The sequence below is a fragment of the Nonomuraea sp. NPDC050783 genome (genome assembly GCF_040802095.1).
GTDB lineage: Bacteria > Actinomycetota > Actinomycetes > Streptosporangiales > Streptosporangiaceae > Nonomuraea.
The window spans coordinates 127,877-153,916 of sequence record NZ_JBFAHK010000014.1 but is presented as its reverse complement, the minus strand read 5'-3'; the positions used below and the strand labels follow the sequence as shown (position 1 = coordinate 153,916).

At 73.0% G+C, this 26,040-nt stretch carries 17 protein-coding genes; 8 read left to right on the top strand and 9 right to left on the bottom strand.

Annotation, left to right across the window (positions count from 1 at the left end; translation table 11 throughout):
- The first annotated feature begins 81 nt into the window (after positions 1-81).
- A complete protein-coding gene (locus AB0H75_RS32410) occupies positions 82-840 on the top strand; it encodes an aspartate/glutamate racemase family protein (RefSeq protein ID WP_367802967.1) in 759 nt (252 codons plus the stop codon).
- Positions 841-961: 121 nt separating this feature from the next.
- Positions 962-1,840 carry a glycerophosphodiester phosphodiesterase gene (locus AB0H75_RS32405; protein WP_367802965.1) on the top strand — a complete coding sequence of 293 codons (879 nt, stop codon included), beginning with the start codon at positions 962-964 and terminating at the stop codon, positions 1,838-1,840.
- A 34-nt stretch (positions 1,841-1,874) separates the two neighbouring features.
- Here AB0H75_RS32405 and AB0H75_RS32400 read toward each other — a convergent pair whose 3' ends face one another.
- The 4 genes from AB0H75_RS32400 to AB0H75_RS32385 form a co-directional block, all read right to left on the bottom strand.
- Entirely contained in the window at positions 1,875-3,053 is a 1,179-nt protein-coding gene (locus AB0H75_RS32400; RefSeq protein ID WP_367802963.1) for an NAD(P)/FAD-dependent oxidoreductase, read from the bottom strand.
- A 393-nt stretch (positions 3,054-3,446) separates the two neighbouring features.
- Complete coding sequence (locus AB0H75_RS32395; RefSeq protein WP_367802961.1) at positions 3,447-6,296, bottom strand: vitamin B12-dependent ribonucleotide reductase; 2,850 nt, start codon at positions 6,294-6,296, stop codon at positions 3,447-3,449.
- A complete protein-coding gene (gene nrdR, locus AB0H75_RS32390; RefSeq protein ID WP_168016843.1) occupies positions 6,293-6,748 on the bottom strand; it encodes a transcriptional regulator NrdR in 456 nt (151 codons plus the stop codon). The genes AB0H75_RS32395 and nrdR overlap by 4 nt, the downstream gene beginning before the upstream one ends.
- Before the next feature lie 530 nt (positions 6,749-7,278).
- Positions 7,279-7,614: a LysM peptidoglycan-binding domain-containing protein gene (locus AB0H75_RS32385; RefSeq protein ID WP_367802959.1), complete on the bottom strand. Its 336-nt coding sequence runs from the start codon at positions 7,612-7,614 to the stop codon at positions 7,279-7,281.
- 1,813 nt (positions 7,615-9,427) lie between these two features.
- On the opposite strand from AB0H75_RS32385, the gene lexA reads away from it, so the two are divergent.
- Complete coding sequence (lexA, locus tag AB0H75_RS32380) at positions 9,428-10,141, top strand: transcriptional repressor LexA (RefSeq protein ID WP_367802957.1); 714 nt, start codon at positions 9,428-9,430, stop codon at positions 10,139-10,141.
- A gap of 444 nt (positions 10,142-10,585) precedes the next feature.
- Here the strand turns inward: lexA and AB0H75_RS32375 are convergent, their stop codons facing one another.
- Positions 10,586-11,428 carry an aminoglycoside adenylyltransferase domain-containing protein gene (locus tag AB0H75_RS32375; protein ID WP_367802955.1) on the bottom strand — a complete coding sequence of 281 codons (843 nt, stop codon included), beginning with the start codon at positions 11,426-11,428 and terminating at the stop codon, positions 10,586-10,588.
- 164 nt (positions 11,429-11,592) lie between these two features.
- Here AB0H75_RS32375 and AB0H75_RS32370 point away from each other — a divergent pair, with 164 nt between their 5' ends.
- Positions 11,593-12,603: a MalY/PatB family protein gene (locus AB0H75_RS32370; RefSeq protein WP_367802953.1), complete on the top strand. Its 1,011-nt coding sequence runs from the start codon at positions 11,593-11,595 to the stop codon at positions 12,601-12,603.
- A 43-nt stretch (positions 12,604-12,646) separates the two neighbouring features.
- On the opposite strand, the gene AB0H75_RS32365 is transcribed toward AB0H75_RS32370, so the two are convergent.
- Positions 12,647-15,793 (bottom strand): PDZ domain-containing protein, encoded by a 3,147-nt coding sequence (locus tag AB0H75_RS32365; protein ID WP_367802951.1) that lies wholly within the window; start codon positions 15,791-15,793, stop codon positions 12,647-12,649.
- 141 nt (positions 15,794-15,934) lie between these two features.
- Between AB0H75_RS32365 and AB0H75_RS32360 the strand changes: the two genes are divergently transcribed.
- Positions 15,935-16,375, top strand: a complete 441-nt coding sequence (locus AB0H75_RS32360) for a hypothetical protein (RefSeq protein WP_367802949.1) — start codon at positions 15,935-15,937, stop codon at positions 16,373-16,375.
- Between the two features lie 28 nt (positions 16,376-16,403).
- Complete coding sequence (locus tag AB0H75_RS32355) at positions 16,404-17,372, top strand: TIGR03557 family F420-dependent LLM class oxidoreductase (RefSeq protein ID WP_367802946.1); 969 nt, start codon at positions 16,404-16,406, stop codon at positions 17,370-17,372.
- Here AB0H75_RS32355 and leuS read toward each other — a convergent pair.
- Positions 17,369-19,849, bottom strand: a complete 2,481-nt coding sequence (gene leuS, locus AB0H75_RS32350; protein WP_367802944.1) for a leucine--tRNA ligase — start codon at positions 19,847-19,849, stop codon at positions 17,369-17,371. The two genes, AB0H75_RS32355 and leuS, sit on opposite strands and share 4 nt — an antisense overlap.
- 433 nt (positions 19,850-20,282) lie before the next feature.
- Between leuS and AB0H75_RS32345 the strand changes: the two genes are divergently transcribed.
- Positions 20,283-22,586, top strand: a complete 2,304-nt coding sequence (locus AB0H75_RS32345) for a hypothetical protein (protein WP_367802942.1) — start codon at positions 20,283-20,285, stop codon at positions 22,584-22,586.
- A 15-nt stretch (positions 22,587-22,601) separates the two neighbouring features.
- On the opposite strand, the gene AB0H75_RS32340 is transcribed toward AB0H75_RS32345, so the two are convergent.
- Entirely contained in the window at positions 22,602-23,843 is a 1,242-nt protein-coding gene (locus AB0H75_RS32340; RefSeq protein WP_367802940.1) for a cytochrome P450, read from the bottom strand.
- A 214-nt stretch (positions 23,844-24,057) separates the two neighbouring features.
- On the opposite strand from AB0H75_RS32340, the gene AB0H75_RS32335 reads away from it, so the two are divergent.
- Positions 24,058-25,161 (top strand): TRM11 family methyltransferase, encoded by a 1,104-nt coding sequence (locus AB0H75_RS32335; RefSeq protein WP_367802938.1) that lies wholly within the window; start codon positions 24,058-24,060, stop codon positions 25,159-25,161.
- A 3-nt stretch (positions 25,162-25,164) separates the two neighbouring features.
- On the opposite strand, the gene AB0H75_RS32330 is transcribed toward AB0H75_RS32335, so the two are convergent.
- Positions 25,165-26,007, bottom strand: coding sequence for an alpha/beta fold hydrolase (locus AB0H75_RS32330; RefSeq protein WP_367802936.1), 843 nt, complete (start codon positions 26,005-26,007; stop codon positions 25,165-25,167).
- Between the last annotated feature and the right edge of the window lie 33 nt (positions 26,008-26,040).

The following is a 26,040-nucleotide window of genomic DNA, read 5'->3' as shown; positions in this document are numbered from 1 at the left end:
ATCAGGCTACGAGCGCCAGGCGTGCATCATGGAACCGATCAACAGAGCCGATCGCGTCGGCGAACCCCCGCAGGAGACCCCATGAACCACCCCGCCTGGCATCACCTGGGCATCCTCGCCCACAGCACCGAGGGCGCCGCACTGAGCTTCCTGTCCTTCTGCCAGGAGGGCTTCCGCAGGCTCGGCCACCACGACCATCCCGACCTCACCCTCGACTACATCCCCTTCGGCCGCAGCATGCCCGCCTGGGACGCCGGCGACCACGACACGGTCAGGAAGACGCTGGCGGCGAGCGTGACCCGCCTGGCCCGCGCCGGAGCCCGCTTCTTCATCTGCCCCGACAACACCGCGCACCTCGCCCTCGAACGCCCCGGCGAGGACCTGGCGCTGCCCGGCCTGCACATCGCCGAGGTCGTCGCCGACCAGGCGGCCCGCGCCGGCCACACCCGCGTCGCCGTCCTCGGCACCTCCTACACGATGGAGGGCGACCTCTACCCGCGCGCCCTCGCCGCCCGCGGCCTGGCCGCCGAGGTGCCCGGCCCCGAGGACCGCAGGACCGTCAACGAGATCATCTTCACCGAGCTGGTCAACGGCGTGTTCACCGACCGCTCGCGCCGCGCCTACGTCGAGATCATCGAACGGCTCGCCGCCGGGCGCGGCTGCGACGCCGTCGCCCTGGCCTGCACCGAGATCCCCCTCCTGATCACTCCCGACGACTCGCCGCTGCCCACCCTCGACTCGACCCGCCTGCTGTCCGCGGCCGCCTTCGACACCGCGACCGGCGCCCGGCCGTTCCCGGTCTGGCGTGGCGGGCCGCTGCCCGTGCCCGGCACGTCCTGAGACCTCGACGGCGTGTCGAATGCTCATCGCCTGGGCACTCCTGGTCTACTCTGCACTCAACCTTTAGTCACGCACACTTGTCACCGTCGGTTCACCGGCCTCTCCCCGACGGAGGAGACCCATGTTCCGACGCCTTGCCCTCACCCCCGCCGCCGCGCTCGCCCTCGCCACCGCGCTCTGCCTCGCCACGCCGGCCGCCCCGTCCCGGGCCCGGGCCTCGACCTCGGCCCCGGCCCCGGCTTCGGCGGCGTCCGGCGTCGTCGGCATCGCGCACCGGGGCGCCTCGGCGTACGCGCCGGAGAACACGATCGCCGCCTTCGAGCTCGCCGCCGACATGGGCGCCGACCTGTTCGAACTCGACGTCCAGGAGACCAAGGACCACAAGCTGGTCCTGATGCACGACACCACCCTGTCGCGCACCACCGACGTCGAGCGGGTCCACCCCGGCCTGTCCCCCTGGCGGGTGGGAGACCTCACCCTCGCCCAGATCCGCGAGCTCGACGCCGGCTCCTGGTCCGGCCCCGAGTACGCCGGCGAGCCCGTGCCGACGCTCGGCGAGGCCCTGTCCACGATGGCCGACTCCGGGATGGGCCTCCTGCTGGAGGTGAAGTCCCCCCAGCTCTACCCGGGCATCGAGGAGCGCGTGGCCGGCGAGCTCCGCCGCCACCCCGCCTGGCAGGCTCCGGGACGTCTGGTGGTGCAGTCGTTCGACTGGACCTCCATGCGGACGTTCCACCGCCACCTGCCGGGCGTGCGGATCGGCCTGCTCGGCACCCCGTCCACCGCGCAGCTCCCCCAGCTCGCGGCGTTCGCCGACTACATCAACCCGCCGTACGCCACCCTGACGGCCGCGTACGTCCGCCGCGTCCACGCCCTCGGCATGCGCCTGCTGACCTGGACCGTGGACAGCCCGAGCGCGATGCGCCGCGCGCTGGGCCGGCATGTGGACGGCATCATCACCAACCGCCCGGACGTCCTCCGCAGGATCCTGCACTCCTGATCCGCCCGGGAACGCCTCCGGGCCGACGAGCCGATCACGTGACGGTCGCGGCCGGACGCCCGGAGCGCGGACCGCCCTTGATCCAGATCACGGACCCGGGCCTGCGGGCCTCACGGCGGATCCTCGCCATCGCGAACGTGCAGGTCAGCTCCTTGTAGGCCGCCGCCACCCGGCCGCCGAAGTAGACGTTCGTCGCCGTGTCGTCCTTGCGGGCGAACTGCCGCAGGGCGGCGCGCCGGCCGAGGCTGACGCACGACCCCGTGAAGCCCACGTCGATCACCGCCGGAGCGGCCCCCGCGATCCGGCTCAGCACGGTGTCGGCGGCCTGCGCCCCGAGCGGCCCCGCGGCGTAGCAGCTCATCCGCAGCGGGCGGCCCGACGGCGCGGCGGCGTCCCCCGCCGCGACGACGCGGTCGTCATCGACGCTGGTCAGCGTCTCGTCGGTGAGCAGCCGGCCGAGCGCGTCGGTACGCAGCCCGCTCGCCGCCGCCAGCCCCGGCACCGCGAAACCGCCCGTCCAGACGGTCAGCGCGCTCGCCCGCACCGCACCACCGGCGAGGACGACCGCCTCCGCCCGGACCTCGCTCACCACCGCGCCCTCCAGCACGGTGACACCGTGCCGGGACAGCCACCTGGCCAGGGCGCGGCGGGCCGGCTCGCCGAACGCCGGCGCCAGGGCGCGGCCGCACACGAGCGTGACCGCCCGCCCCCGCTCGGCCAGCTCGGCGGCCGTCTCGATGCCGGTCAGCCCGCCGCCGACCACGGTGAGCGGGGCGTCGAGGGGCAGCTCCGCCAGCCGGGCCCGCAGCCGCCGCGCGCTCTCCAGCTCGGCGACGCCGAAGGCCGACCCGGCGGCGCCGGGCACCGATGACGGGACCGCCCCGGTGCTGCCGGCCGCGTAGACGAGGTAGTCGTAGTCCAGCGCGCGGCCCGAGGCCAGCCGCACGGCGCGGGCGGCGGTGTCGATGCGCGTGGCGCTGTCCACCACCAGCCGGACGTCCGCGCCGAGCAGCGTGCCGTAGCCGGTCGTGGCCCCGCCGGTGCCGGCCGCGAGCTGGTGCAGCCGGACGCGCTCGACGAACTCGGGGCGGGGGTTGACCAGAGTGATGTCGACGCCGGCGCGCGCTCGCAGACGGTTGGCCGCGAGCGTGCCGGCGTAACCGCCGCCGATGACGACGACCTTGGTGATCGCGTGGTGTCCGGGCGTGGGCATGGCGGAGTTCCCTTCTCGATCTCAGCGGGTGTCCGAGGCAGGCGACCCCGGCGACGCCAGGGCGGCCGGGGAGGACGCCTCACCGGTTCGACAACGCAGCGCCCCGAAAGGTAAGGCGACGCGCCGGCCGCCCTGGCGGGCGCCGCCACCGGGTCCGGACACGCCGAAGGGGACCCGGAACGAGGTCCGGATCCCCTTCTCCAGAAGGATCGCCTTCTCAGGCGGGCACGTCTCAGCCGGGCCCGCCTCAGCCGGGCCCGCCTCAGGCAGCCACGCCTCAGGCAGCCACGCCTCAGGCAGCCACGCCTCAGGCAGCCACGTCTCAGGCGGCCACGTCTCAGGCGGCCGCGGTGGGCCTCAGGCGGCCGGGAGCCGACGGAGCCCGGCCCGCTGTCAGCTGCAACCGCTGGTCGAGCCGCAGCCCTCGCAGACGTAGCAGCTACCGGCCGGACGCATCTTGGTGCCGCAGGTCATGCAGAGCGGCGCGTCGGCGGTGAAGCGCTGGTGGCTCTCCAGCGTCAGCTCCCTGCCACCGCCCGCCGGGGGCTCGCCCTCGACGGCCGCCTGCTGGGGCTGCTTCTCCTCGATGGGCGCCGACTGGGCCAGCGCCTCGCGGTCGACCGCCTCCTGCAGCGCCGCCGGGTCCTCCCCGCGCTGCTGCGCCGTCCGCTCCGCCGCCGAGAACAGACCGAGGGCGGCCCGCTCCTCGTACGGCAGGTAGTCGAGGGCCAGGCGGCGGAAGATGTAGTCCATGACGGAGGCGGCCATGCGGATGTCCGGGTCGTCGGTCATGCCGGCCGGCTCGAAGCGCATGTTGACGAACTTCGAGACGTACGTCTCCAGCGGCACGCCGTACTGGAGCCCTATGGAGATCGCGACCGAGAACGCGTCCATGACGCCCGCCAGGGTCGAGCCCTGCTTGGACATCTTGAGGAACACCTCGCCGAGCCCGTCGTCGGGGTAGGACGAGGCGGTCATGTAGCCCTTGGCGCCGCCCACGGTGAAGCGGGTGGTGGTGCTCGGCCGCTGGTTGGGCATGCGCCGCCGGGTCGGCCGGTTGACCTCGATGACCTTGACCTCGGGCTCGGCGGGCGCGGCGGCGGCCTCCTGCGGCTCCTCCTTCTTGGCGCCGTTGCCGGCGGAGAGCGGCTGGCCGACCTTGCAGTTGTCGCGGTAGACGGCCAGGGCCTTGAGGCCGAGCTTCCAGCCCTCCATGTAGACCTGCGCGATGTCCTCGACGGTGGCCGACTCGGGCAGGTTGACCGTCTTGGAGATCGCGCCGGACAGGAACGGCTGCGTGGCCGCCATCATCCGCACGTGCCCCATCGGGGCGATCGCCCGCTCGCCCATCGCGCAGTCGAACACCTCGTAATGCTCCGTGCGCAGCCCGGGGGCGTCGACCACGTGGCCGTGCTCGGCGATGTACTCGACGATGGCCTCGATCTGCTCCTGCTGGTAGCCGAGCAGCTTGAGCGCCCGCGGGATCGTCTGGTTGACGATCTGCATGGAGCCGCCGCCGACGAGCTTCTTGAACTTGACCAGCGCCAGGTCCGGCTCGATGCCGGTGGTGTCGCAGTCCATCATCAGGCCGATCGTGCCCGTGGGGGCCAGGAGGCTGGCCTGGGCGTTGCGGTAGCCGTGCTTGTCGCCCAGCCTGAGGCACTCCGTCCACTGGCGGGACGCCTCGGCGTGAATCTTGGCGTCCATGGTGCCGACCGTGCGCAGGTCGTCGTTGGCCGCGGCGTGCTTGCGCATGACGCGCTTGTGCGGCTCGGCGTTCCTGGCGTACCCCTCGTACGCGCCCACCACGCCGGCCAGCTCGGCGCTGCGCCGGTAGGACACGCCGGTCATCAGGGACGTGATCGACGCGGCCACGGCCCGGCCGCCGTCGGAGTCGTAGGCGTGGCCGGTGGCCATGAGCAGCGCGCCCAGGTTGGCGTAGCCGATGCCGAGCTGCCGGTAGGCCCGCGTGGTCTCGCCGATCTTCTCGGTCGGGAAGTCGGCGAACGAGATCGAGATGTCCATCGCGGTGATGATCAGCTCGGTCAGCTTGACGAAGTCGGCGACGTTGAAGGAGTTGTCGTCCTTCAGGAACTTCAGCAGGTTGATGCTGGCCAGGTTGCAGGAGGAGTTGTCCAGGTGGACGTACTCGCTGCACGGGTTGCTGGCGGTGATGCGGCCCGTCTCGGGGGTGGTGTGCCAGTCGTTGATCGTGTCGTCGTACTGCACACCGGGGTCGGCGCACTCCCAGGCGGCCTTGGCCATCTTGTGGAACAGGTCCTGGGCGTCGATCTCCTCGATGACCTCGCCGGTGAGGCGGGCCCGCAGGCCGAACTTCTCACCCTTCTCCACCGCGCGCATGAACTCGTCGGAGACGCGCACGGAGTTGTTGGCGTTCTGGTACTGGACGGAGACGATGTCCTTGCCGCCGAGGTCCATGTCGAAGCCGGCGTCGCGCAGCGCGCGGATCTTGTCCTCCTCGCGCGCCTTGGTCTCGATGAACTCCTCGATGTCGGGGTGGTCCACGTCCAGGACGACCATCTTGGCCGCCCGGCGGGTCGCGCCGCCCGACTTGATCGTACCCGCGGAGGCGTCGGCGCCGCGCATGAAGCTCACCGGGCCGCTCGCGGTGCCGCCGCTGCTCAGCAGCTCCTTGGAGGAGCGGATGCGGGACAGGTTGACCCCGGAGCCCGAGCCGCCCTTGAAGATCACGCCCTCTTCCTTGTACCACTCCAGGATCGACTCCATCGTGTCGTCCACGGAGAGGATGAAGCACGCGCTCACCTGCTGGGGCGACTGCGTGCCCACGTTGAACCAGACCGGCGAGTTGAACGCGAACACCTGGTGCGCCAGCGCGTACTTCAGCTCATGGTCGAAGATCTCGGCGTCCTCCTCGCCGGCGAAGTAGCCGTGCTCGATGCCGGTCCGCGTGTAGACGCCGACGACCCGGTCGATGAGCTGCTTCAGGCTCCACTCGCGCTGGGGGGTGCCCACCGCGCCGCGGAAGTACTTGGTCGTCACGATGTTGGCCGCGTTCACCGACCAGAACTCGGGGAACTCGACGCCCCGCTGCTCGAAGTTGACCGAGCCGTCGCGCCAGTTGGTCATGACGACGTCGCGGCGCTCCCACTGGATCTCGTCATACGGGTGCACGCCGGGCGTGGTGAAGATCCGCTTCATCTTCAGCCCTCTACGCGGACGCTTCCCCCCGCGCGCGACTGAACCGCTGGCCGTCTCCGTCATGACTCCCCCTTCTCCGCCTTCAACTGCCTGATCTCGGCCTCGAAGTCCGCCAGGCTCTCGAAACCGCGATACACCGATGCGAACCGCAGGTAGGCCACCTCGTCGAGCTCCCGCAGCGGGCCCAGGATGGCCAGGCCCACCTCGTTGGACGGGATCTCGGCCGCGCCCTTGGCCCTGATGGCCTCCTCCACCCGCTGCCCGAGCTGGGCCAGCGAGTCCTCGCTGACCGGCCGGCCCTGGCACGCCCGCCGCACGCCCGCGACGACCTTGTCCCGCGAGAACGGCTCCGTCACGCCGCTGCGCTTGCTCACCATGAGCAGGACGGTCTCCTGCGTGGTGAAGCGGCGCCCGCACTCGGGACAGGTGCGGCGCCGCCTGATGGCCGCGCCGTCGTCCGTGGAGCGGCTGTCGATGACCCTGGTGTCGGGATGGCGACAGAACGGACAGTGCACGCGCTCGCCTCCTAGACCTGCGGCCACCACCACGCGCGCCGGACCGTGCTGAAGGGACGCTCGCGCACACTCCACGGCTGACCATGGAGCGGTCACGGAAACACAAGGTGTGGTGAACTACATCGGTGTAACTACTAGATGTTGTGGTCCAACCGTAGAAGCGCGTGACCATGAACGCAAGTTGAGCGACGCCGTCCGGCCGAAGTCGCTGATCAGGGTGGGCATCCTCGGGCGCGCGCGGCGTGTCGCCCGCGACGACGTCACACCTCTTGCTGACCGCCACGGTGGTGAACAAACCTCACAACGGTATCGGACACCTCACGCCTCTCGCTCCGCTCCCTCCGTCCCAGCTAGGAGGGCGTGCGCCGCAAAGGGGGCACCGGAGGGCGAAGAGCCCGGCGACCCCCGCACCCGTCGCCTCGGAGGGCGGGCCTGAGAGCGGATTCGAGGGCGGGTCTGAGGGCGGGCGGGTCTGAAGGCGGGCGGGTTCGAGGGCGGGCGGGCTTGAGGGCGGGCCGCGCGGGTGGTGATCAGCGGGTCACGGCCGCCACGTCCCTCGGCACGAACAGCCGGGTGCCGGGACGGATCACCGGGTCCGCCGAGCCGTTCGCCGGGCCCGCCAGACCGTTCAGCCGCTCGATCTCCTCCGCCACGGCCGCCGGGTCCTCACCCCCGGAGAGCACGTCGGCGATCGCCCCCAACGTGTCCCCCTGACGGACCTCCACCCAGGGCAACCCGGCATGGCTCGGCACCACGACCTTCACCGCCGCGTGACCGGCGGTGCGGGTCCCGAGCCAGAACCCGCCCAGCGACAGCAGGGCCACCGCCACGACCACCACGGCCCGCCCCCGCCGGGTCAGCCGCACGGGCCCCGCTCCCACGCACCCGCCCCGAGCGGCAGGTCGCCCCTTCCTCCGTACGGACCCACGCCTGGCCCGCGCGTCCGACATCCCGTCCACCACCGCCAGGTGCCCGCCCCGCACGGCCGGACGGGAGGGCGACGACGCCGGGCGGGAGGACGGGGACGCCGGGCGGGAGGGCAGGGACGCCGGGCGGGAGGACGGGGACGCCGGGCGGCCGGACGACACGCTCGAACGCACCGCGACCCCCGAAGGACCGCTCCTCCTCCTCAGCCCCAGCCCGCGCCACCACCCCCGGCGACGCCCAGCACTCTCACCCCTTCTACCTTCACCCGACCGCCCGGCCCCGGCATCACCCCGACCCAATGAACCGGCCCCAACGTCACCCCGGCCCCATCGACCGGTCCCGGCGTCGCGTCCGGTGCCGGGTGCGGCCCTTCCGTCCGCGCCGGGGCCCTCGGGACGGGCGCCGCGCTCGGGTGCGAGGGGTCCGCCGCGCTCGGGTGCCGGGCCGGGCGCGGGGGGTCCGCCGCGCTCCACGGCGTCACCGCGTCCCACGGCGTCGCCCCGTCCCACGGCGTCGCCCCGTCCCACGGCGTCACCGCGTCCTACGGCGTCGCCCCGTCCCACGGCGTCACCGCGTCCCACGGCGTCGCCCCGTCCCACGGCGTCACCGCGTCCTATGGCGTCGCCCCGTCCTGCCGTGCCCTTCCGTCCCAGGATGCCGTCCCGTTCCACGGCGGCGTCCCGTCCCGGGTCCGTCGCGCGGGGACGCGGGCGTGCCGGCCTCAGGCCGAGCCTGCCGCCGGTGCCAGGCCCTCCCCGACCCGTACCGGCTGCCGAGGCTGAAGCCCGTCGGCCCTTGCTCCCGTCGCGGTCGTCCGGCCGCGGTCGCCGGGGCGGGTCGCTCGCGGGGACGTCCCCCGCCCGGCCCCGCACCGGGCTCGGGCCTATGGCGGGCCGGCCCGTCGGACGCCTCGGACGGGACGCGCGGCCCCCCGGCGGGCCTCGCCTGACCGACTCCAGGGCACCGCGAGCCTCCGAGGCCCCCTCGTCCCCCGGCCGCTCCGGCACCGGCCCCCCGCCGCGACCGGAACGCCCGCCCGAAGCCGGCTCGCCCGCACCCGCACCAACGCCGTCGGCGCCTGTGCCGGACCGAGGCGGCGGGACCAGACGCAGGTGGGGCCTCCCCTGCCCCGCCCCCGCACCCGAGCCGCCGGCACCCGCCCTCGCACCACCGCCGGACTCCCGCCCACCGGCCATCCGCCGCGTGCCACGGCCGGAGCCCGCCCCTGTGCCGTTGCCCGCGCCCGGCGGCGTGTCGCCAGCGGCACGCGGCCCGGCGCCGCCATCGATGACCCCGCCTATGACGCCACCCATGACGCCGCTGCCCGGTGGGTTTCCACGCGTTCCCCGGCCGCCACTCGAACGGGACCCCAACCTCTTGCCGGAATTTCCGCGGGGGCCGGCTTCCGCCCGCGTATCGTCGTCTCCCCGTCGGTCCTTGCTCTGCGTGGCGTCGGCGATGAGAGTGAGGTGTTTGGCGTCTTCGCTGGTCATGTCCGTGTTTGTGGTCGCTCGCATGGATGACCTCCTGCCGTGCGGCCCGAGGAAAGGCCGAATAAGATCAGCGAATCGAACACGGTGTCGATCGAACTCCCGTACGATGTTGTACACCACGCCGGCGACAAATTCGAGGAAGACTCGAACAATTGTTTGAAGATGATCTTCAAGCGAGATACGTTCGCGGTGTGCGACATCAAGACCACAGAACGGGAGGTTCGCCGGTGAGGCGGGCATCCGGGCGAGGAGGAGCAGCATGACCGAGCGGGACGGCGCGAGCGGGGTCAGCGACCTCGCGGTGCGCAGGCGCGACTCCCTGGGCCTGACGCCCAGGCAGCGCAAGATCCTGGAAGTGATCCGCGACTCGGTTCAGCGGCGCGGATATCCGCCCTCCATGCGGGAGATCGGCGAGGCCGTCCAGCTGACGAGCACCTCCAGCGTGTCGCATCAGCTGACGGCCCTCCAGCGCAAGGGCTACCTCAGGCGCGACCCGCACCGCCCCCGCGCCCTGGAGGTGCGCCTGCCCGGCGAGCCGGTGATGTGGGTCGATCCCGACGCGGCCACCACCGACGAGGAGCCCACGGTCAACCGCCCGACCGCCGCCTACGTCCCGCTCGTCGGCCGCATCGCCGCCGGTGGGCCGATCCTCGCCGAGGAGAGCGTCGAGGACGTCTTCGCGCTGCCCAAGCAGCTCGTCGGCGAGGGCACGCTGTTCCTCCTGCAGGTCGCCGGTGACTCGATGATCGAGGCCGCCATCGCCGACGGCGACTGGGTGGTCGTACGCCAGCAGCCGGTGGCCGAGAGCGGCGACATCGTGGCCGCCATGATCGACGGCGAGGCCACGGTCAAGACGTTCAAGCGCAAGGACGGTCACGTCTGGCTGGTCCCCCACAACCCCAACTACGAGCCGATCCCGGGCGACGAGGCCAGCGTGCTGGGCAAGGTCGTGGCGGTCCTGCGCCGGCTCTGACCTGAGGGGCGGCGGGCAGGGCGCGCGTCACCTCGCCGCGCCGCGCTCCGGCGCGCGCCGGAAGCCGGAAGCCGGAAGCCAGAAGAAGGACGAACGAGGCCAGAAGGACGAACGGGGCACGGCAGACGGACAACGGAACGGGTACGGCATCCCCGCCCGCCGGCCCCGTCCCGCCGCATGCCGCCCAATGCCCGCGCGCCCCGATCTCGCCCAACGCCCGCGCCCCGATCTCGCCTCACTTGCTACTGACGTCTCGCTCCGCCCGCGTCCCGCCCCCGCTCCTCCTGTGCCCCTCCTCCCGGCTCCCCCGTCCCGTGGCCGGCGCGCCTGTGGTCGTCGCACATCCGGCCCGGTTCGGCCCGGTTCGGCCCGGTTCGGCCCGACGGGACCTGGGTCTCTCCCCGGGCGGAGGGAACGCCCTCGCCCGCCTGCCCGGCCGCTGCCCTACCGGGCGGTGTACAGCGCGTGCGCGGCCTCGATGGCCTGGCCGGCGAAGCCCAGCACGTCCTGGCGCCGTTCCAGCGGCGAGCGGTACAACGAACGCCGGGGCACGGCGAAGTGCTCGGTGAGCCCCGAGAGCAGGCCGCCCAGCGACGGCCGCGCGTCGTCCTCCTCGCGCAGGCGCAGCGCCTCGCGCACGACGCGGTGCCAGCGCTCGGGGAACGCCTCCAGCGCGTGCCGCGCGGCGCCCGTCTTGGACGTCAGCTCGCCGGTCGCCAGCGTGTAGTGCAACCGGGAGACGCCGGTGACGATCCACACCGTCGCGTACCCGCCGAGTGCCGCGAGGCCCCACGGCCGGGCCAGGCTGGCGGCCTGCCTCACCAGGCGCCGCCAGTAGCGGTCGAGGTTGTCGTCCGTCCAGGCGGCGAGGGCCGCCGGGTCGGCCCAGATGTCGAGCTCCCCCGGCTCGGGGCCCCGGCACGCGACGCCGTGGCGGGCGAGGGTGTGCAGGGTGACCGGGTTGACGCCGCCCTGGGGGTCGAGCCTGCCCTCGTGCGCCCGGGGGCGGGGGCCGAGGCCGCTGGGGTCGCGGCGGAGGTCGTCCCAGGTGAGGTAGACGCCCTCGAACGGGTGCGCGCCGAGGTTGGCGTGGATGCGGGCCAGCGTCCCGGCGGGAGGGAGGGCCGAGGTCACCGCCACGAAGTCCACGTCGCTCGTGGCCGGGTGGTAGTCGTCGAGGGCCGCCGAGCCCTCCAGGTAGAGCCCTTCGACCAGTCCGGGGGCCTCCGCGTCGGCCAGCGACAGGTACGTCTCGACGATCGCGTCGATCTTCGGGTGGGGGGTCATCGCCGCTCAGCCTGCCACAGGTGGTGCCACCGCCTCGTCACAATCCGAAATCCTAGAATGGCCGGGTGAATGACACATACAGCCCAGAAGACCTCAAGGCACGAAATGACGGATTCAAGTGGTCGAAAGCTGGGCCTGGCGTCATTCCGGCCTGGATCGCCGACATGGACCTGCCCACCGCCCCGCCCGTGATCGAGGCCCTGCGCCGGCGGGCCGAGGGCGACCTCGGCTACCCGACCTGGCTGGACAAGCCCAGCGCGGGCCCGCTGGGGGAGGCGTTCGGCGAGCGCATGGCCGCCCGCTACGGCTGGTCCCCCGACCTCTCCCTCGTGCGCACCTTCTCCGACCTCAACCACGCCCTGCAGGTGCTGCTGCACGTCTGGACGCGGCCCGGCGACGGCGTGGCCGTGCACACCCCCGCCTACCATCCGTTCCTGGGCACGCTCCAGGTGATGCGGCGGCCCCTGTACCCGATCCAGGCCGAGCCGGACGGCGACTCGTGGCGTTTCACCACCCCCGACCTGGCGGGCTGCCGGGTGCTCCTGCTGGTCAACCCGCACAACCCGACCGGCCGGGTCCTCACCCGCGAGGAGCTGACCGAGCTGGCGGAGCTGGCCGAGCGCCACGACCTGCTCGTCATCGCCGACGAGATCCACGCCGACCTGACCTACGAGCCGCACCGGCACATCCCGTTCGCCACGATCGCCCCCGAGCGGACGGTGACGCTCACCTCCGCCACCAAGGCGTTCAACCTGGGCGGCATCCGCTGCTCGGTCGCCCACGTCGGGCACGAGGGCGTCCGCAGGGCCCTGGAGGCGCAGCCACCCTTCCTGTACGGCTCGACGCACCTGTTCGGCGTCGAGGCGACCGTGGCCGCGTGGCGGCACGGGGACGCCTGGCTGGAGGAGGTCCGTGCCCTGCTGGACCGTAACCGGCGGACCATCGCCGCGCGGCTGCCGGGGATGTTCGGGTACCGGATGCCGCAGGCCACCTACCTGGCCTGGCTGCACGTGGGGCGGCCGGGGATGGCGGAGGTCATCGAGCGGGAGGCCAAGGTGCTGCTGAGCGACGGGGCTCCGTTCGGGCCCGGCGGCGCGGAGTACGTCCGGCTGAACTTCGCCACCTCCGAGGCGGTGCTCGGCGAGATCCTGGACCGGCTGTCCCGCCTCGCCTGACCGCCCGCCCCGGGTCGGCGCGGGCGGGCGGTCAGGGGCGAGGTCAGGCCAGGGGCGGGAGGGCCGGGGCCGTGGCGGGCGGGTTCTCCGCCAGGGCGGCCAGGGCCAGCTCGATCGCCCGATCGAGCTGCGGGTCGCGTCCCGCCACCCGGTCCTGGGGCGTGACGACCACCTCGACGTCGGGCTCGACGCCGTAGTTCTCCACGCCCCAGCCGTGCCCTTCCAGCCAGAACGAGTACCGCGGCTGGGTCACCCGGGTCCCGTCCACGAGCTGGTAGCGGGAGTCGATGCCGATCACGCCGCCCCACGTGCGGGTGCCGACGAGGGGCCCGAGGCCGCGGTTCTTGATCCCGGCGCTCACGATGTCCCCGTCGGAGCCGGCGAACTCGTCGGTGACGGCCACGACCGGCCCGCGCGGCGAGTCGACCGGGTAGCGGCGCGGCTCGAACCCGCGGGCCCGCACCCAGCCGGTGACCTTGCGGCCCAGCTTCTCCAGCACCAGCTCCGACAGGTGCCCGCCGCTGTTGCCGCGCAGGTCCACTACGAGCCCGTCGTGGGCCATCTCGGTACGCAGGTCGCGGTGGAACTGCGCCCACCCGGAGGCGACCATGTCGGGCACGTGCAGGTAGCCGAGCCGCCCGCCGGAGACCTCCCGGACGTGGGCCCGCCGGCTCTCCACCCAGTCGTGGTAGCGCAGCGCCGTCTCGTCGGCGAGCGGGGTGACCACGACCCGGCGCGTCTCGCCGCCCGACCCGGGCCGGACGGTCATCTCGACGGGCTGGTCGGCGGTGCCGGCCAGCAGGGCGAGCGGGCCGCGTACCGGATCGACCGGGCGGCCGGCCACCGCGACGATCGCGTCACCGGGGCGGACGGCCACGCCAGGGGCGAGCAGCGGCGAGCGGGCGGCGTGGTCGGAGGACTCGCCGGCCAGGACGCGCTCGACGCGCCACACGCCGTCGGCGTCCCTGGCCAGGTCGGCGCCGAGCAGGCCCTGGCGGCGGCGCGGGTCGGCGGCGCCGGCGGGGGCGATGGCGTAGGCGTGCGAGGTGCCGAGCTCGCCCTGCGCCTCCCAGAGCAGGTCGATCAGCTCCGTGTGGGAGCCGATGCGCTCGACGAGCGGCTCGTAGCGGTCGAGCACGGCCTGCCAGTCGACGCCGTTCATGTCCTCGCGCCAGTAGTGGTCGCGCATGAGCCGGCCGGCCTCGCGGAAGCTCTGCCGCCACTCGGCGATCGGGTCGACCTGCACGCCGATCCGGTCGAGGTCGATGGTGACGACCTCGTCGCCCTCGCTCGCGGCGCGGGTCTGCAGGCCGTTCTTGCCGTTGACGACCAGGCGGGTGCCGTCGCCGCTGACCTCGAACGAGCGGATCTCCCTGCCCAGCTCGCTCCTGGCGCGCTTCTTGAGGTCGTAGCGCTCCAGCACGATCTCGTGCGGCGCGTCGCTGCCGTCGCCGAGCTGCCCGGCCAGCGGGTGGCGCAGCCACAGCAGGGCGTCCTTGGCGGTGCGCAGGTTGCCGTACCGGCCGGCGGGCACGGGGACGGGCACCACGCGCGAGCCGATCCCCTCCGGGTCCACCTCGGTACGCGGCGGCGTGTCGTCCTTCTTGTCGTCCTTGCCGGGCTTGTCGTCCTCGCCGTTGAAGCCGCGTCCCTGGAGGGAGGGGGCGAACGGCGAGAGCGTGTCGGCCTTGAGCGGCACCAGGTACGGCTTGCACGCCTGCGGGAAGGACATGTCGAAGACGTGCGCGTCGTACACGGGGTCGAAGGTGCGCATCGACAGGAAGGCCAGGTGCTTGCCGTCCCTGGTGAACACGGGGTCGTAGTCGGCGAAGCGCACCGGGGTCACCTCGATGACCGAGGTGCCGTCCACCCGTCCCATCCGGATCTGCGACAGCGGTTCCTGGTGCGGGTGGACCCAGGCCAGCCACGACGAGTCGGGCGAGAACGTCAGCCCGCTGAGGTCGCCGTGCGAGGTGCGGTCCAGCTCGCGCAGGTTGCCCGACTCCAGGTCCACGACCAGCAGCCGGCCGTCGTGCGTGGCGACGGCGGCGTGCTTGCCGTCGGGCGCGGCCTCCAGCTCCAGCACCCGCCCGAGCCGGCCGGTCGCCAGCGTGCGTACCTCGCCGCCGGGCGTGCCGATCTCCAGGCCGTCCTCGCCGGAGGCGTCGGAGACCCAGATGGCGTGCCCGTCGGCGTCGAGCACGCGCGGCAGCCGCACGCGGACGCCGGGCTCGGCGCGCAGCGTCCCCGCGGGGCCGTCGCGGTGGGCGAGCCAGTGGGCGGTGCCGCGGATCTCGACGGCGCTGGCCCGCCCGGTGGCGTCCGGCGCGTACGACCCCACCCGCGGCGGCGCCGGCCGCCTGGCCCGCCCCGGACGCGGCCCGCCGAGCCGGATGTCCAGCGGGCGCGGCTCGGCGTCCAGGCTCTCCAGCAGCCACAGGTCGCCCGCGTGGCTGTAGACGACGCGCCGCCCGTCGCCGGTGGCGTGCCGGGCGTAGAACTCCTGGTGGTCGCTGTGCCGGCGCAGGTCGGAGCCGTCGGGCAGGACGGAGTAGAGGTTGCCGGTGCCGTCGGTGTCGGCCAGGAAGACCAGCCGGTCGCCGATCCAGCTCACCGACCAGTACTGGGCGGTGCTGTCGGCGAACAGCCGGGCGAACTCGCCGTCGCCGGTGGCGTCCACCCAGATCTTGCCCGCGGTGCCGCCCCGGTAGCGCTTCCACTGCGAGGGCTCGCGCCACATGGGCGAGACGGTCGCGACCCGGTCGCCGGCGACGGCGACGTCGCTGACCCAGCCGTACGGCAGCCGCGTGGCCGGCCCGGCGTCGAGCGGCACGGCGTAGGCCCAGGTCTGGGTGCGGGTGCTCTCCCCGGCCGCGCTGACGGCCAGCACGCGCCCGTCCTCGCTCCAGCCGCGCACCCCGGTCGTGGCGTTGCCCCAGAAGGTCAGCCGCTCGCCCTCCGGCCCGTCCACCTCGGCCGCGAACACCTCGGCGGCGCCTTCCCTGGCGCTGGTCCACGCGATGCGGGTGCCGTCGGGCGAGAAACGCGGGTGGGCCACGGGGACGCGGTCGGCAGTGAAGCGCCAGGCCCTTCCGCCGTCGAGGGGAGCGATCCAGACGTCGTCGTCGGCGACGAAGGTGACCAGGTCACCGTGCAGGTGCGGATATCTGAGGTATGCGCCATTTATCACAGCTGCACATTAGTGGGAGGCACCAAGCGGAGCCCAAGAATTCTCCTCCTGGCGCACCCGCCCCGCCCCCGGAATATCCAAGAACGGGGTGTGCCGGACTTGCAAGGGGAAGGGGGGCGAATAGCCGTTCTAGGAGGAAACATGAGGATCTTCGCTCGCGCTCACCAGCTTCCGCCCCGGCTGGCGGCCGCCGCCATCATCCTGCACTCGGGCCTGGACAAGACCGGCGCCGACGAGGAGACCGCGAAGGGCCTGCACGGCATGGCCACCGGCACCTATCCGTTCCTCGGCGACATGGAGCCCGTGGAGTTCACCAGGCTCCTGTCGCGGGCCGAGCTGGCCCTGGGAGCCACGCTGGCGCTGCCGTTCGTGCCGTCGCTGCTGGCCGGGGCGGCCCTGACCGGGTTCGCGGGCGGGCTGCTCGGGCTCTATCTCAAGACGCCCGGCATGCGCCGCGAGGGCAGCCTGCGGCCGTCCCAGCAGGGGCTCGGCGTGTCGAAGGACATCTGGCTGCTGGGCATCGGCCTGGGGCTGATGCTGGAGGAGCTGGGCAGGCGAGGATCTCCGGCCGTCGGGCACTAAATAGGACATATGAGGGTAGCCGTGACGCATGGTACAGATCGGCTACACTCTGATGTCGGAACAGACGCCGGCCCGCGAGCTGGTCGAGTACGCGGCAGCGGCCGAGCGCATCGGCTTCGACTACGCGGTCATCTCCGACCACTACTTCCCGTGGGTCGAGGAGATGGGACATTCGCCCTACTGCTGGTCGGTGCTCGGAGCCGTGGCCCAGGCCACCGAGCGCATCCCGCTGATGACGTACGTCACCTGCCCCATCATGCGTTACCACCCGGCCGTGGTGGCGCAGAAGGCGGCCACGATGGGTGTGCTGAGCCAGGGCAGGTTCACCCTCGGCCTCGGCGCCGGCGAGAACCTCAACGAGCACATCATCGGCGAGGGCTGGCCCTCGGTCGACACCAGGCACCGGATGTTCGCCGAGGCCGTCCGGATCATCAAGGAGCTGTTCGGCGGCGACTACGTCACCTACCAGGGCGAGTTCTTCGACGTGGACTCGGCCAAGCTCTACGACCTGCCCGACGAGACCGTGCCCATCGGCATCGCCGCCTCCGGCGGCCGCTCGGCCGAGCTGGCCGCCGAGCTGGGCGACGTGCTCGTGATCAACGAGCCGATGCCGCAGGTCGTCCAGCAGTTCAACGCCGCCGGCGGGCAGGGCAAGCCGGTCTACGGCCAGCTCGCCCTCTCCTACGACACCGACGCCGAGGCCGCCAAGCGCCGCGCCCACGAGCTGTGGCGCTGGTCGGCGGTCGGCGGCTGGAAGGTGATGGCCGAGCTGCCCGGCCCGGTGAACTTCGCCGCCGCGGCCACCACCGTGCGGCCCGACGACGTGGCGCAGAGCGTGCCGTGCGGCAGCGACGTGGACGCCGTCGTCGAGTCGGTCAAGGAGTTCGCCGACGCCGGCTACACGCACGTGGCGCTGGTGCAGGTCGGCCACGACCAGCAGGAGCCCTTCTTCGACTGGGCCGAGAAGGAGCTCCTGCCGGCGCTCCGGTCGATCTAGGGAACGATGTTGACCAGCTTCGGCGCCCGGACGATCACCTTGCGCGGCATGCCGGACAGGTAGGCCGAGACCTTCTCCGAGGCCAGGGCCAGGGCCCGCAGCTCCTCCTCCGAGATGCCGGGCGGCACCTCCAGGCGGTCGCGGACCTTGCCCGCCACCTGCACCACGCAGGTGACCGACTCCTGCACCAGCAGCGCGGGGTCGGCCTTCGGCCAGCCGGCGAAGGCCACGGGGCCGGTGCGGCCCAGCCGCTCCCAGCCCTCCTCGGCGGTGTACGGGGCCACCAGCGACAGCATGACGGCCAGCGTCTCGGCCGCCTCGCGCACGGCGGGGTCGGCCGGGCCGCAGCCGGAGTCGATGGCCTTGCGCGCGGCGGAGGTCAGCTCCATCATGCGGGCCACCGCCACGTTGAAGCGGTAGGAGTCGAGCAGCTTGGTGACCTCGTCGATGGTGCGGTGGACGACCTTGCGCAGCTCGGCGTCACCGCCCTCGGCGGGCACGCCCGGCTCGCTGGTGACCTCGGACATCACCCGCAGCGCGCGGGCCAGGAACTTCTGGGAGGCCAGCGGCGAGACATCGGCCCAGTCGATGTCGTCCTCGGGCGGGCCGGCGAACACCATCGTCAGGCGCACCGCGTCGACGCCGAACTGGTCGATCTGCTTGCCCAGGTCGACGCCGTTGCCCAGGGACTTGGACATGGCCTTGCCGCCGTTGATCACCTGGCCCTGGTTCAGCATGCGCAGGAAGGGCTCGGTGAAGTCGACCATGCCCATGTCGTGCAGGACCTTGGTGAAGAAGCGCGCGTACAGCAGGTGCAGCACGGCGTGCTCGATGCCGCCGACGTACTGGTCGATCGGGCCCCACTTGCGCACCTGCTCGACGTCGAACGGGCCGTCGGTGTAGCCCGGCGAGCAGTAACGCAGGAAGTACCACGAGGAGTCGACGAAGGTGTCCATCGTGTCGGTGTCGCGCTGGGCCTGGCCGCCGCACTTGGGGCAGGCGACGTTGACCCACTCCGTGGCGCTGGCCAGCGGGGAGACGCCCTTGGGCGCCAGCGCCTCGCCGCGCAGGTCGGGCAGCGTGACGGGCAGCTGGTCGTCGGGGACGGGGACCTCGCCGCAGTCGGGGCAGTGGATGATCGGGATGGGCGTGCCCCAGTAGCGCTGGCGCGACAGCAGCCAGTCGCGCAGCCGGTAGTTGACCGCGCCGGTGCCCCTGCCCTCGCGCTCCAGGATCTCGATGATCCTGGCGATGCCCTCGGCCTTGGACAGGCCGTCCAGCGGACCGGAGTTGACCAGCGTGCCCTCGCCGGGCGTGGCCTCGCCGGTCTCGCCGGGGTCGGCCAGGCCGGTGTGCACGACGACCTTGACCGGCAGGTCGAACTTGCGCGCGAAGTCCAGGTCGCGCTGGTCGTGGGCGGGCACCGCCATGATCGCGCCGTGGCCGTAGTCGGACAGCACGTAGTCGGCCGCCCAGACCGGGATGCGCTCGCCGTTGACCGGGTTGATCGCGTAGCGGCCCAGGAAGACGCCGGTCTTCTCCTTGTCGGTGGCCAGGCGCTCGATGTCGCTCAGCCGGGCGACCTCGGCGCGGTAGGCCTCGAACGCGGGCCGCTGCTCGTCGGTGACGATCTCGTCGGCCAGCGCGGCGTCGGCGGCGACGACGAAGAACGTGGCGCCGAACAGGGTGTCGGGGCGCGTGGTGTAGACGTGGACCGGCTCCTCGCGGCCCTCGATCTCGAAGATCACGTCGGCGCCCTCGGAGCGGCCGATCCAGTTGCGCTGCATCGTCAGCAGCCGCTCGGGCCAGCCCTCCAGCTGCTTCATGTCGTCCAGCAGCCGCTGCGCGTAGTCAGTGATCTTGAAGTACCACTGGGTCAGCTCGCGGCGGATGACGTCGGCGCCGCAGCGCTCGCACTTGCCCGCCACGACCTGCTCGTTGGCCAGCACGGTCTGGTCGTTGGGGCACCAGTTGACCAGGCCGCCCTTGCGGTAGGCCAGGCCGCGCTCGAAGAAGCGGACGAACAGCCACTGGTTCCAGCGGTAGTAGTCGGGGTCGCTGGTGTGCAGGCGGCGCGACCAGTCGAACGACAGCGCGTAGCGCTTGAAGGAGCCCGCCTGCGTGTCGATGTTGGCGTAGGTCCACTCGGCGGGGTGCGCGTTGCGCTTGATCGCGGCGTTCTCGGCGGGCAGGCCGAAGGAGTCCCAGCCGATGGGGTGCAGGACGTTGTAGCCCTGCTGCATCCAGTAGCGCGCCACGACGTCGCCCAGGCCGAACGCCTCTGCGTGACCCATGTGCAGGTCGCCCGACGGGTAGGGGAACATGTCGAGCATGTAGCGCCGCTCGCGGGGGTCGGCGGGGTCTTCGCTCGCCCGGTAGGGCTCCTGCTCCTCCCAGCGCTGCAGCCACTTGGCCTGCAGTGCCTGCGGGTCGTACTCACTCACGGCTACTGTCCTTCTGGCTTGATTCGGACCCATAAGAAAACCCCCCGTGCACAGGACGAGGGGTAGCCGCGACGGCGAGATCTCAGGGCCGTCGCGGCCCGCTAAGAAGCAGGGTCGCGGAACGCATGTGTCAAGCCTAGCGCACCTCTTCGGCTGAATGCAGGCAGTCGATCGACGAGCGCAGGCACAATGGACGCTTCAGGGTCGACGAGACCCGATGGTGATCTATCCGTTGTGACCACATTCGTCCCAGAAGAATACCCTTGTCGCCGTGGTGTACCGAGCTGAGCCCGACCGACCGGAGGACGGCCTGCCGATGCAGGACCCGCCCACCGATCCTCATGGCTTCGCTCGTTTCGCTGCGGAACTACCCGCATCTCCTGGAAAATCCCATGAGATCATGCCTGGTACGTCAAATCCGGATATAAGGGTTGATCCGGACAGAACTTCGGGAGGACCGGCAGACATGGCAACGGATAACTCCGGACCACACCTGCCCCCGTCCTGGCCGGAGGCACCCCGCCGGGAGACCCCCGCCTGGGCCGGCACGCCCTCCGCCCCCGACCCCTCCCCCGCCTGGGCCGGCGCGTCCGCGACCGAGGTGCCGACGTCCTGGCCCGAGACGCCGCGACCGGCCGGCCACGACCCGGCCTGGCCCGAGACACCCCGGACGACCGGCCACGACCCGGCCTGGCCGGAGCCGCCGCGGCCGGACGCCGGCTGGCCCGAGCCGCCCCGCCCGGCCCGCCCCTCGGGCCCGGCCGCGGGCTCACCCGGTCCGGCGTCCGACCCGTCCTTCGGCCCGTCGCCCCGTCCGGCGTCCGGCTCGGCATCCGGCCCGGCGTCCGGCTCGGCATCCGGCCCGGCGTCCGGCTCGGCGTCCGGCCGGGCGTCCCACTCGGCATCCGGCCCGTCCTTCGGCTCGGCGTCCGGCCCGTCCTTCGGCTCGGCTTCCGGCCCGTCCTTCGGCTCGGCTTCCGGGTCGGATGCGGGCTCCGGGGCCGTCGCCGGGGACCGCCGGGTCGCCGGGTCGCGCTCGCAGGGCGCGCCTGACGGCGGTCCGGCCTGGCCCGAGCCGCCACGGCCGGACGCCGGCTGGCCCGAGCCGCCGCGCAGGGACGGCGCCCCCGCCTCGAACGTGGCGGCATGGCCGGGCGACTCCGCCAACGGGCAGCCCTTCGTGCCCGACCCGATCCCCGCCTGGCAGCAGCCGCCGACGCCGACGCCCGGCGCGTGGTCCAACCTGTCCACCCCGGCCCCGTGGCCGCCCCGCGACCAGGCCCCCGCCGAGGCCCCGGAGCGGCGCGAGCCCGACCGGCAGGCACCGGCCGCCTTCGGCCAGGCCGCGCTCGACCAGCGCCCCTTCGACCGGAGCGCCACCCCTCCCGGCACCCCGCCGCACAACGGCCCCGACAGCGGGCCGCGCCACGAGCCGCGCTACGGTCCCGACCACGGCCTCCACGGCCTCCCGGGCAGCGGCCCGCACGACGGCACGCACAGCCCCAACGGCCTGCCGGGCAACGGCCAGCACAACGGCACACACCGGCCGCCGGGCGGCGGCCCGTACGACGGCTCCCCCAACCCCAACGGCCTGCCGGGCAACGGCCAGCACGACGGCACACACCGGCCGCAGGACGGGCCGTACGACCGGCCGCAGGACGGGCCGCCCGTGCCGCAGGGTCCCCCGGCCCAGCTCCACCCGTCCGACGAGCGGACGGTCACCTACGCCCAGACCCAGAACCTGCTCAACGATCGCGCGGTCCCCAGCACCCCTATGGAACCCACCCACATCGGCACGCCGCCGACGCCCCCGCCCGGCCCGCCCGCCGAGGACCCGCACGGCCGGCCGCAGGGCGGCGGCGGCCCCCGTCCCGGCGCGGGACTGAGCCGCGACCCCTCCGACCCGGAGAACCGGTTCGTGACCGCGGGCCAGATCAGCGGCTCGCGCACCCCGCCGCCCGAGCGCCAGCAGGAGCTGTGGAACACCGTGTTCGGCGACGACTACCAGGCGATGGGCGACCGGGACGCGCTGGACGACGAGGACCGGGGCAAGCCGATCTGGATCTACGCGCTCGGCGGGTCCGTGGTGATCGCGCTGGTGGCCGCGCTGCTGTGGGCGTTCCTGGCCGGACCGCTGGCCGGCGAGGACCCGGCGGGCACCGCCGCCCTCGCCGAGCCCTCGGCCTCCGCCTCCGCCTCGCAGAAGGCGGGCACCACCAAGTCCTCGACCTCGATCGGCCCGCTGCCGAAGTACTCCGGCAAGGCGTCCCCGGTCATCGGCAGGGTGCCGGACCAGGCGGCCGGGATCTCCGTCCCGCGCCTCGGCGGCACCTGGCGGCTCGACCAGCGCGCCACGGTCAAGGCCACCTACGGCTACGACACCCGCCAGTACGTCCCGATCACCGACGACAAGGCCGCCATGGTCATGTCGGGGCCGCTGCCGCAGCGGCTGGCCTCGTACTACGACCAGGACGACCTGGAGCCGGTCATCAAGCAGGTGGTGCTGGACGCCCGCAAGAGGTTCTTCCCGGCGGACAACAAGGTCCGCAAGATCGCCCAGCAGGCCATCAAGGTGGGCGACAAGACCGGACGGCTGGTCGCGTACTCGCTGACGTCGAGCACCGACAAGGCCACGGTCGTCACGATGGCGGTCAACACCGGCGGCAGCGTGCCCGCCATCGTCTACGTGTCGATCCCGGCCGAGAGCAAGCAGCTCCTGCCGGACATCCGCGTGGTGATGAACCAGCTCAGGCTCGGCGCCCAGTCCTGAGCCCCGCCCCGGGGGCTAGAAGCTGCACTCCATGTGCTTGATGCCGTTGATGAACATGGAGTGCAGCCGGTCCGGCCGGCCGGCCTCGATCCGCGGGACGCGGCTCAGCAGCTCGCGGAACATCACGGTGATCTCCCGCCGGGCCAGGTGCGCGCCCAGGCAGAAGTGGGGCCCCGGGCCGCCGAAGCCGACGTGCGGGTTGGGCTGGCGGGTGATGTCGAAGCGGTACGGGTCCTCGAACACCGACTCGTCCCGGTTGGCGGCCCAGTAGAACAGGACGGCCTTCTCGCCCGCGCGGTAGAGGTGGCCGTTCATCTCGAAGTCCCGGGTGACCTTGCGGCGCATGAAGTTCACCGGCGAGGCCAGGCGGACGATCTCCTCGACGGCTCCGGCGGCGCGTCCGCCGAGGTCCTCCAGCCAGAGGGCGCGCTGGTCGGGGTTCTTGGTGAGCAGGCGCAGGCCGTAGGAGATGGCGTTCCTGGTGGTCTCGTTGCCGGCCACGACCAGCAGGATGAAGAACGAGCCCAGCTCCTGCATGGTCAGCCGCTCGCCGTCGATGTTGGCGTTGACCAGGGAGGAGGTCAGGTCGCCCGTCGGGTTGTCGGCGCGGTGGGCGGCGAGGTCCTGGACGAGCTGCTGGAGCTCCATGCCGGCGGTGAGCAGGCGGGTGGCGATCTGTTCGAGGTCGTCGCCGGCGTACTCGGGGTCGAAGCCGCCGAGGATGATGTTGGAGCGGTCGAAGACGAACCGGTAGTCCCGCTCGGGGATGCCCATCATGTCGCAGATGATCTTCAGGGGGAGCCGGGCCGCCACCTCGGTGACGAAGTCGACGCCGGAGCCCTTGGCCAGCAGGTCGTCCACGATGGCGCGGGCGGCGGACTCGACGTCCGCCTCGAACTGCTTGATCATCTTGGGAGTGAACGCCCTGGAGACGATCCGGCGCAGCCGGGCGTGGCGCGGGTCGTCCATGTTGATCATCGAGCCGAAGTACTCGGCGAACTCCGTCGGCATGTCCGGGATGTTGGTCGCGCCGCCGTCGCCCGAGCAGAAGACCTCCGGGTTGCGGCTGGCCTCCACGACGTCGGCGTGCTTGACCAGCGCGTAGTAACCGGGGCCCTTGGGGGCGATGTCGACGTCCATTTCCTCGAAGAACGCGGGGGTGTCACGGACGCGCAGGCTGTCGAAGGCCCGCTCGCGCTCTTCCATGGGCCTGGCCCAGAAGTCGCGGTCCGACAGGTCGAAGTCGAGGACGCTCATAGGGCAATCATTGGAAAAGTATCCACTTACGTCAATGGTTCGTACGTACGGCGTACGTACGAGATGCCGTGGCCCGTGTGGCTAGAATGACCGCCATGTTCTTCTTCTTCCACCTCGGCTAGCGATCCGCCGGCGGGTCGCGGAGCACCCACCGCCGGCGATGCGGGACGGCTGAGCGAGCGCCGTCCCGGGTCGCGACGTGGGAGAAGGACACGTGCATACTTTTGCCGTGGCCAGGGCGGTGCACGGCATCGAGCCCCTGGTGGCCACGGAGATCCGGCGTTCGGGTGCGGGCGTGGTCCGCGGGATGCGCCATCGCGAGGTGTGGTTCGAGGCCACCGGCGGCACGGGCCTGCCGGCGCTGCGGACGGCCGACGACGTGCTGCTGGCCGCCGCCGTGGTGGACGGGATCGGGCGGGACCGCTCGGCCCTGCGGCGGCTCGCGCGGGCGGCGCGCGGGCTGGACCCCGCGCTGCTCGGGGTGCCGGCGGGGGCGGCGGGCGTGGAGGTGTCGGCGTCGTTCGTGGGGCGGCGCAACTACACCCGGTTCGAGGTCGAGGACGCGGTCGGGGCCGAGCTGGCGCGGCCGCTGCGGGTGCCGTACCACTCGCGCGGCGGCGGCGGGCGGCCGCCGCACGGGGCGATGGCCTGGCGGGTCACCATCGAGGAGGACCGCGCGGTCATCGCGGTGCGGCCGGCGCGGCGGCCGCTGCACCGGCGGGCGTACAAGACGGCCTCCGTCCGGGGCACGCTCCATCCGCCGCTGGCCGCCGCGATGGCCGAGCTGGCCCGGCTGGACGGCGCGCGTACCGTGCTGGACCCGTGCTGCGGCGCGGGCACCACGCTGATCGAGGCGCGCGCCCTGGCCCCGCGCGCCCGCTTCCTCGGCTTCGACCACTCCCCGGCCGCGCTCGCCGCCGCCGCGGCCAACGCGCTCACCGCCGCGGGCGCCTGCCGCCCGCCCGGGGGGTCGTCGTTCGCCTGGGCGCGTGCCGACGGCGGGCGGCTGCCCGGGGAGTCGTTCGCCTGGGCGCGTGCTGACGGCGGGCGGCTGCCCGTGCGGGACGGGGCGGCCGACCGGGTGCTGGTCAACCCGCCGTGGGGGCGGCAGGTGCCGCCGGCCGGGCTGCTGGCCGGCGGCCTCGGGCCGCTGTGGCGGCAGGTGCGGCGGGTGCTGGCCGCCGACGGGCTGGCCGTGGCGCTCGTCCACGACGACCTGTCACGGGTGCCGCCGGGGTTCGCCGTGGAGGAGGCCGTCCGGGTGAGCCTGTCGGGACGGCATCCCGTGATCGCGGTGCTCGCCCCCCGGAGGAGGTGACGGTCAGGAGGCCGGGCCGAGCCAGTCCAGGATCAGCCGGTTGACCTCGTCGGGCCGCTCCAGGTGCAGGAAGTGGCCCGCGTCCGGCACCACCTCGGCGCGCGAGCCCTCCGGCAGGTGGGCGGCGGCCTCCTTGGCCAGGCCGGGGCCGAGGCAGCCGTCTTGGGCGCCGTGCAGGTAGAGCACCGGCCCGCGCGCGCCCGGGTCCACCGCCGGGTAGCGCCCGGAGGGCGGGGTGGTGCCGAGCATGGCGCGGTAGTAGCCGATGGCGGCCTTGAGGTTGGCGGGGTCGTCGAGCAGGCTGCGCCGGACGAACTGGAGGTCGTGGCTCGCGTCGTACCCCGGCGACCAGTCGCGCCAGAGGGAGTCGAGGAAGCCGGGGCTCGCGGCGGCGGCCTCGGCCAGCGGCGTCTGGAACAGGAAGATGTAGAAGGAGCGCCTGAGCTGCTCGTAGTCGAGGAACGTGGTGGCCAGGGAGCCCGGCGGCGGCACCGCCAGCGTGACCGCCCGGCGGAAGTGCCCGGCGCACTGGTAGACGGGGAAGGCGCCCCAGTCGTGCCCGACGACGACCGCGTCCGCGCCGCCGCCGAGCTCGTCCCGCAGCGCGAGGACGTCGGCCACCAGCGCCGCGTCCTCGTAGGCCCCGTCGGCCGGGATCTCGGTGGGCGCGTAGCCGCGCAGGAACGGCGCGACCGCCCGGTAGCCCCGCTCGGCCAGGGACGGCATCAGGTGCCGCCAGGTGTGGGCGGTGTCGGGGAATCCGTGCAGGCACAGCGCGAGCGGCCCCTCGCCCAAGGTCAGACACGCGAACTCCAGCCCGTTGGCGTGGACGGTTCTGATCTCCATGACTGCGAAACCTAGCACCCGGCCTGTCGCGGG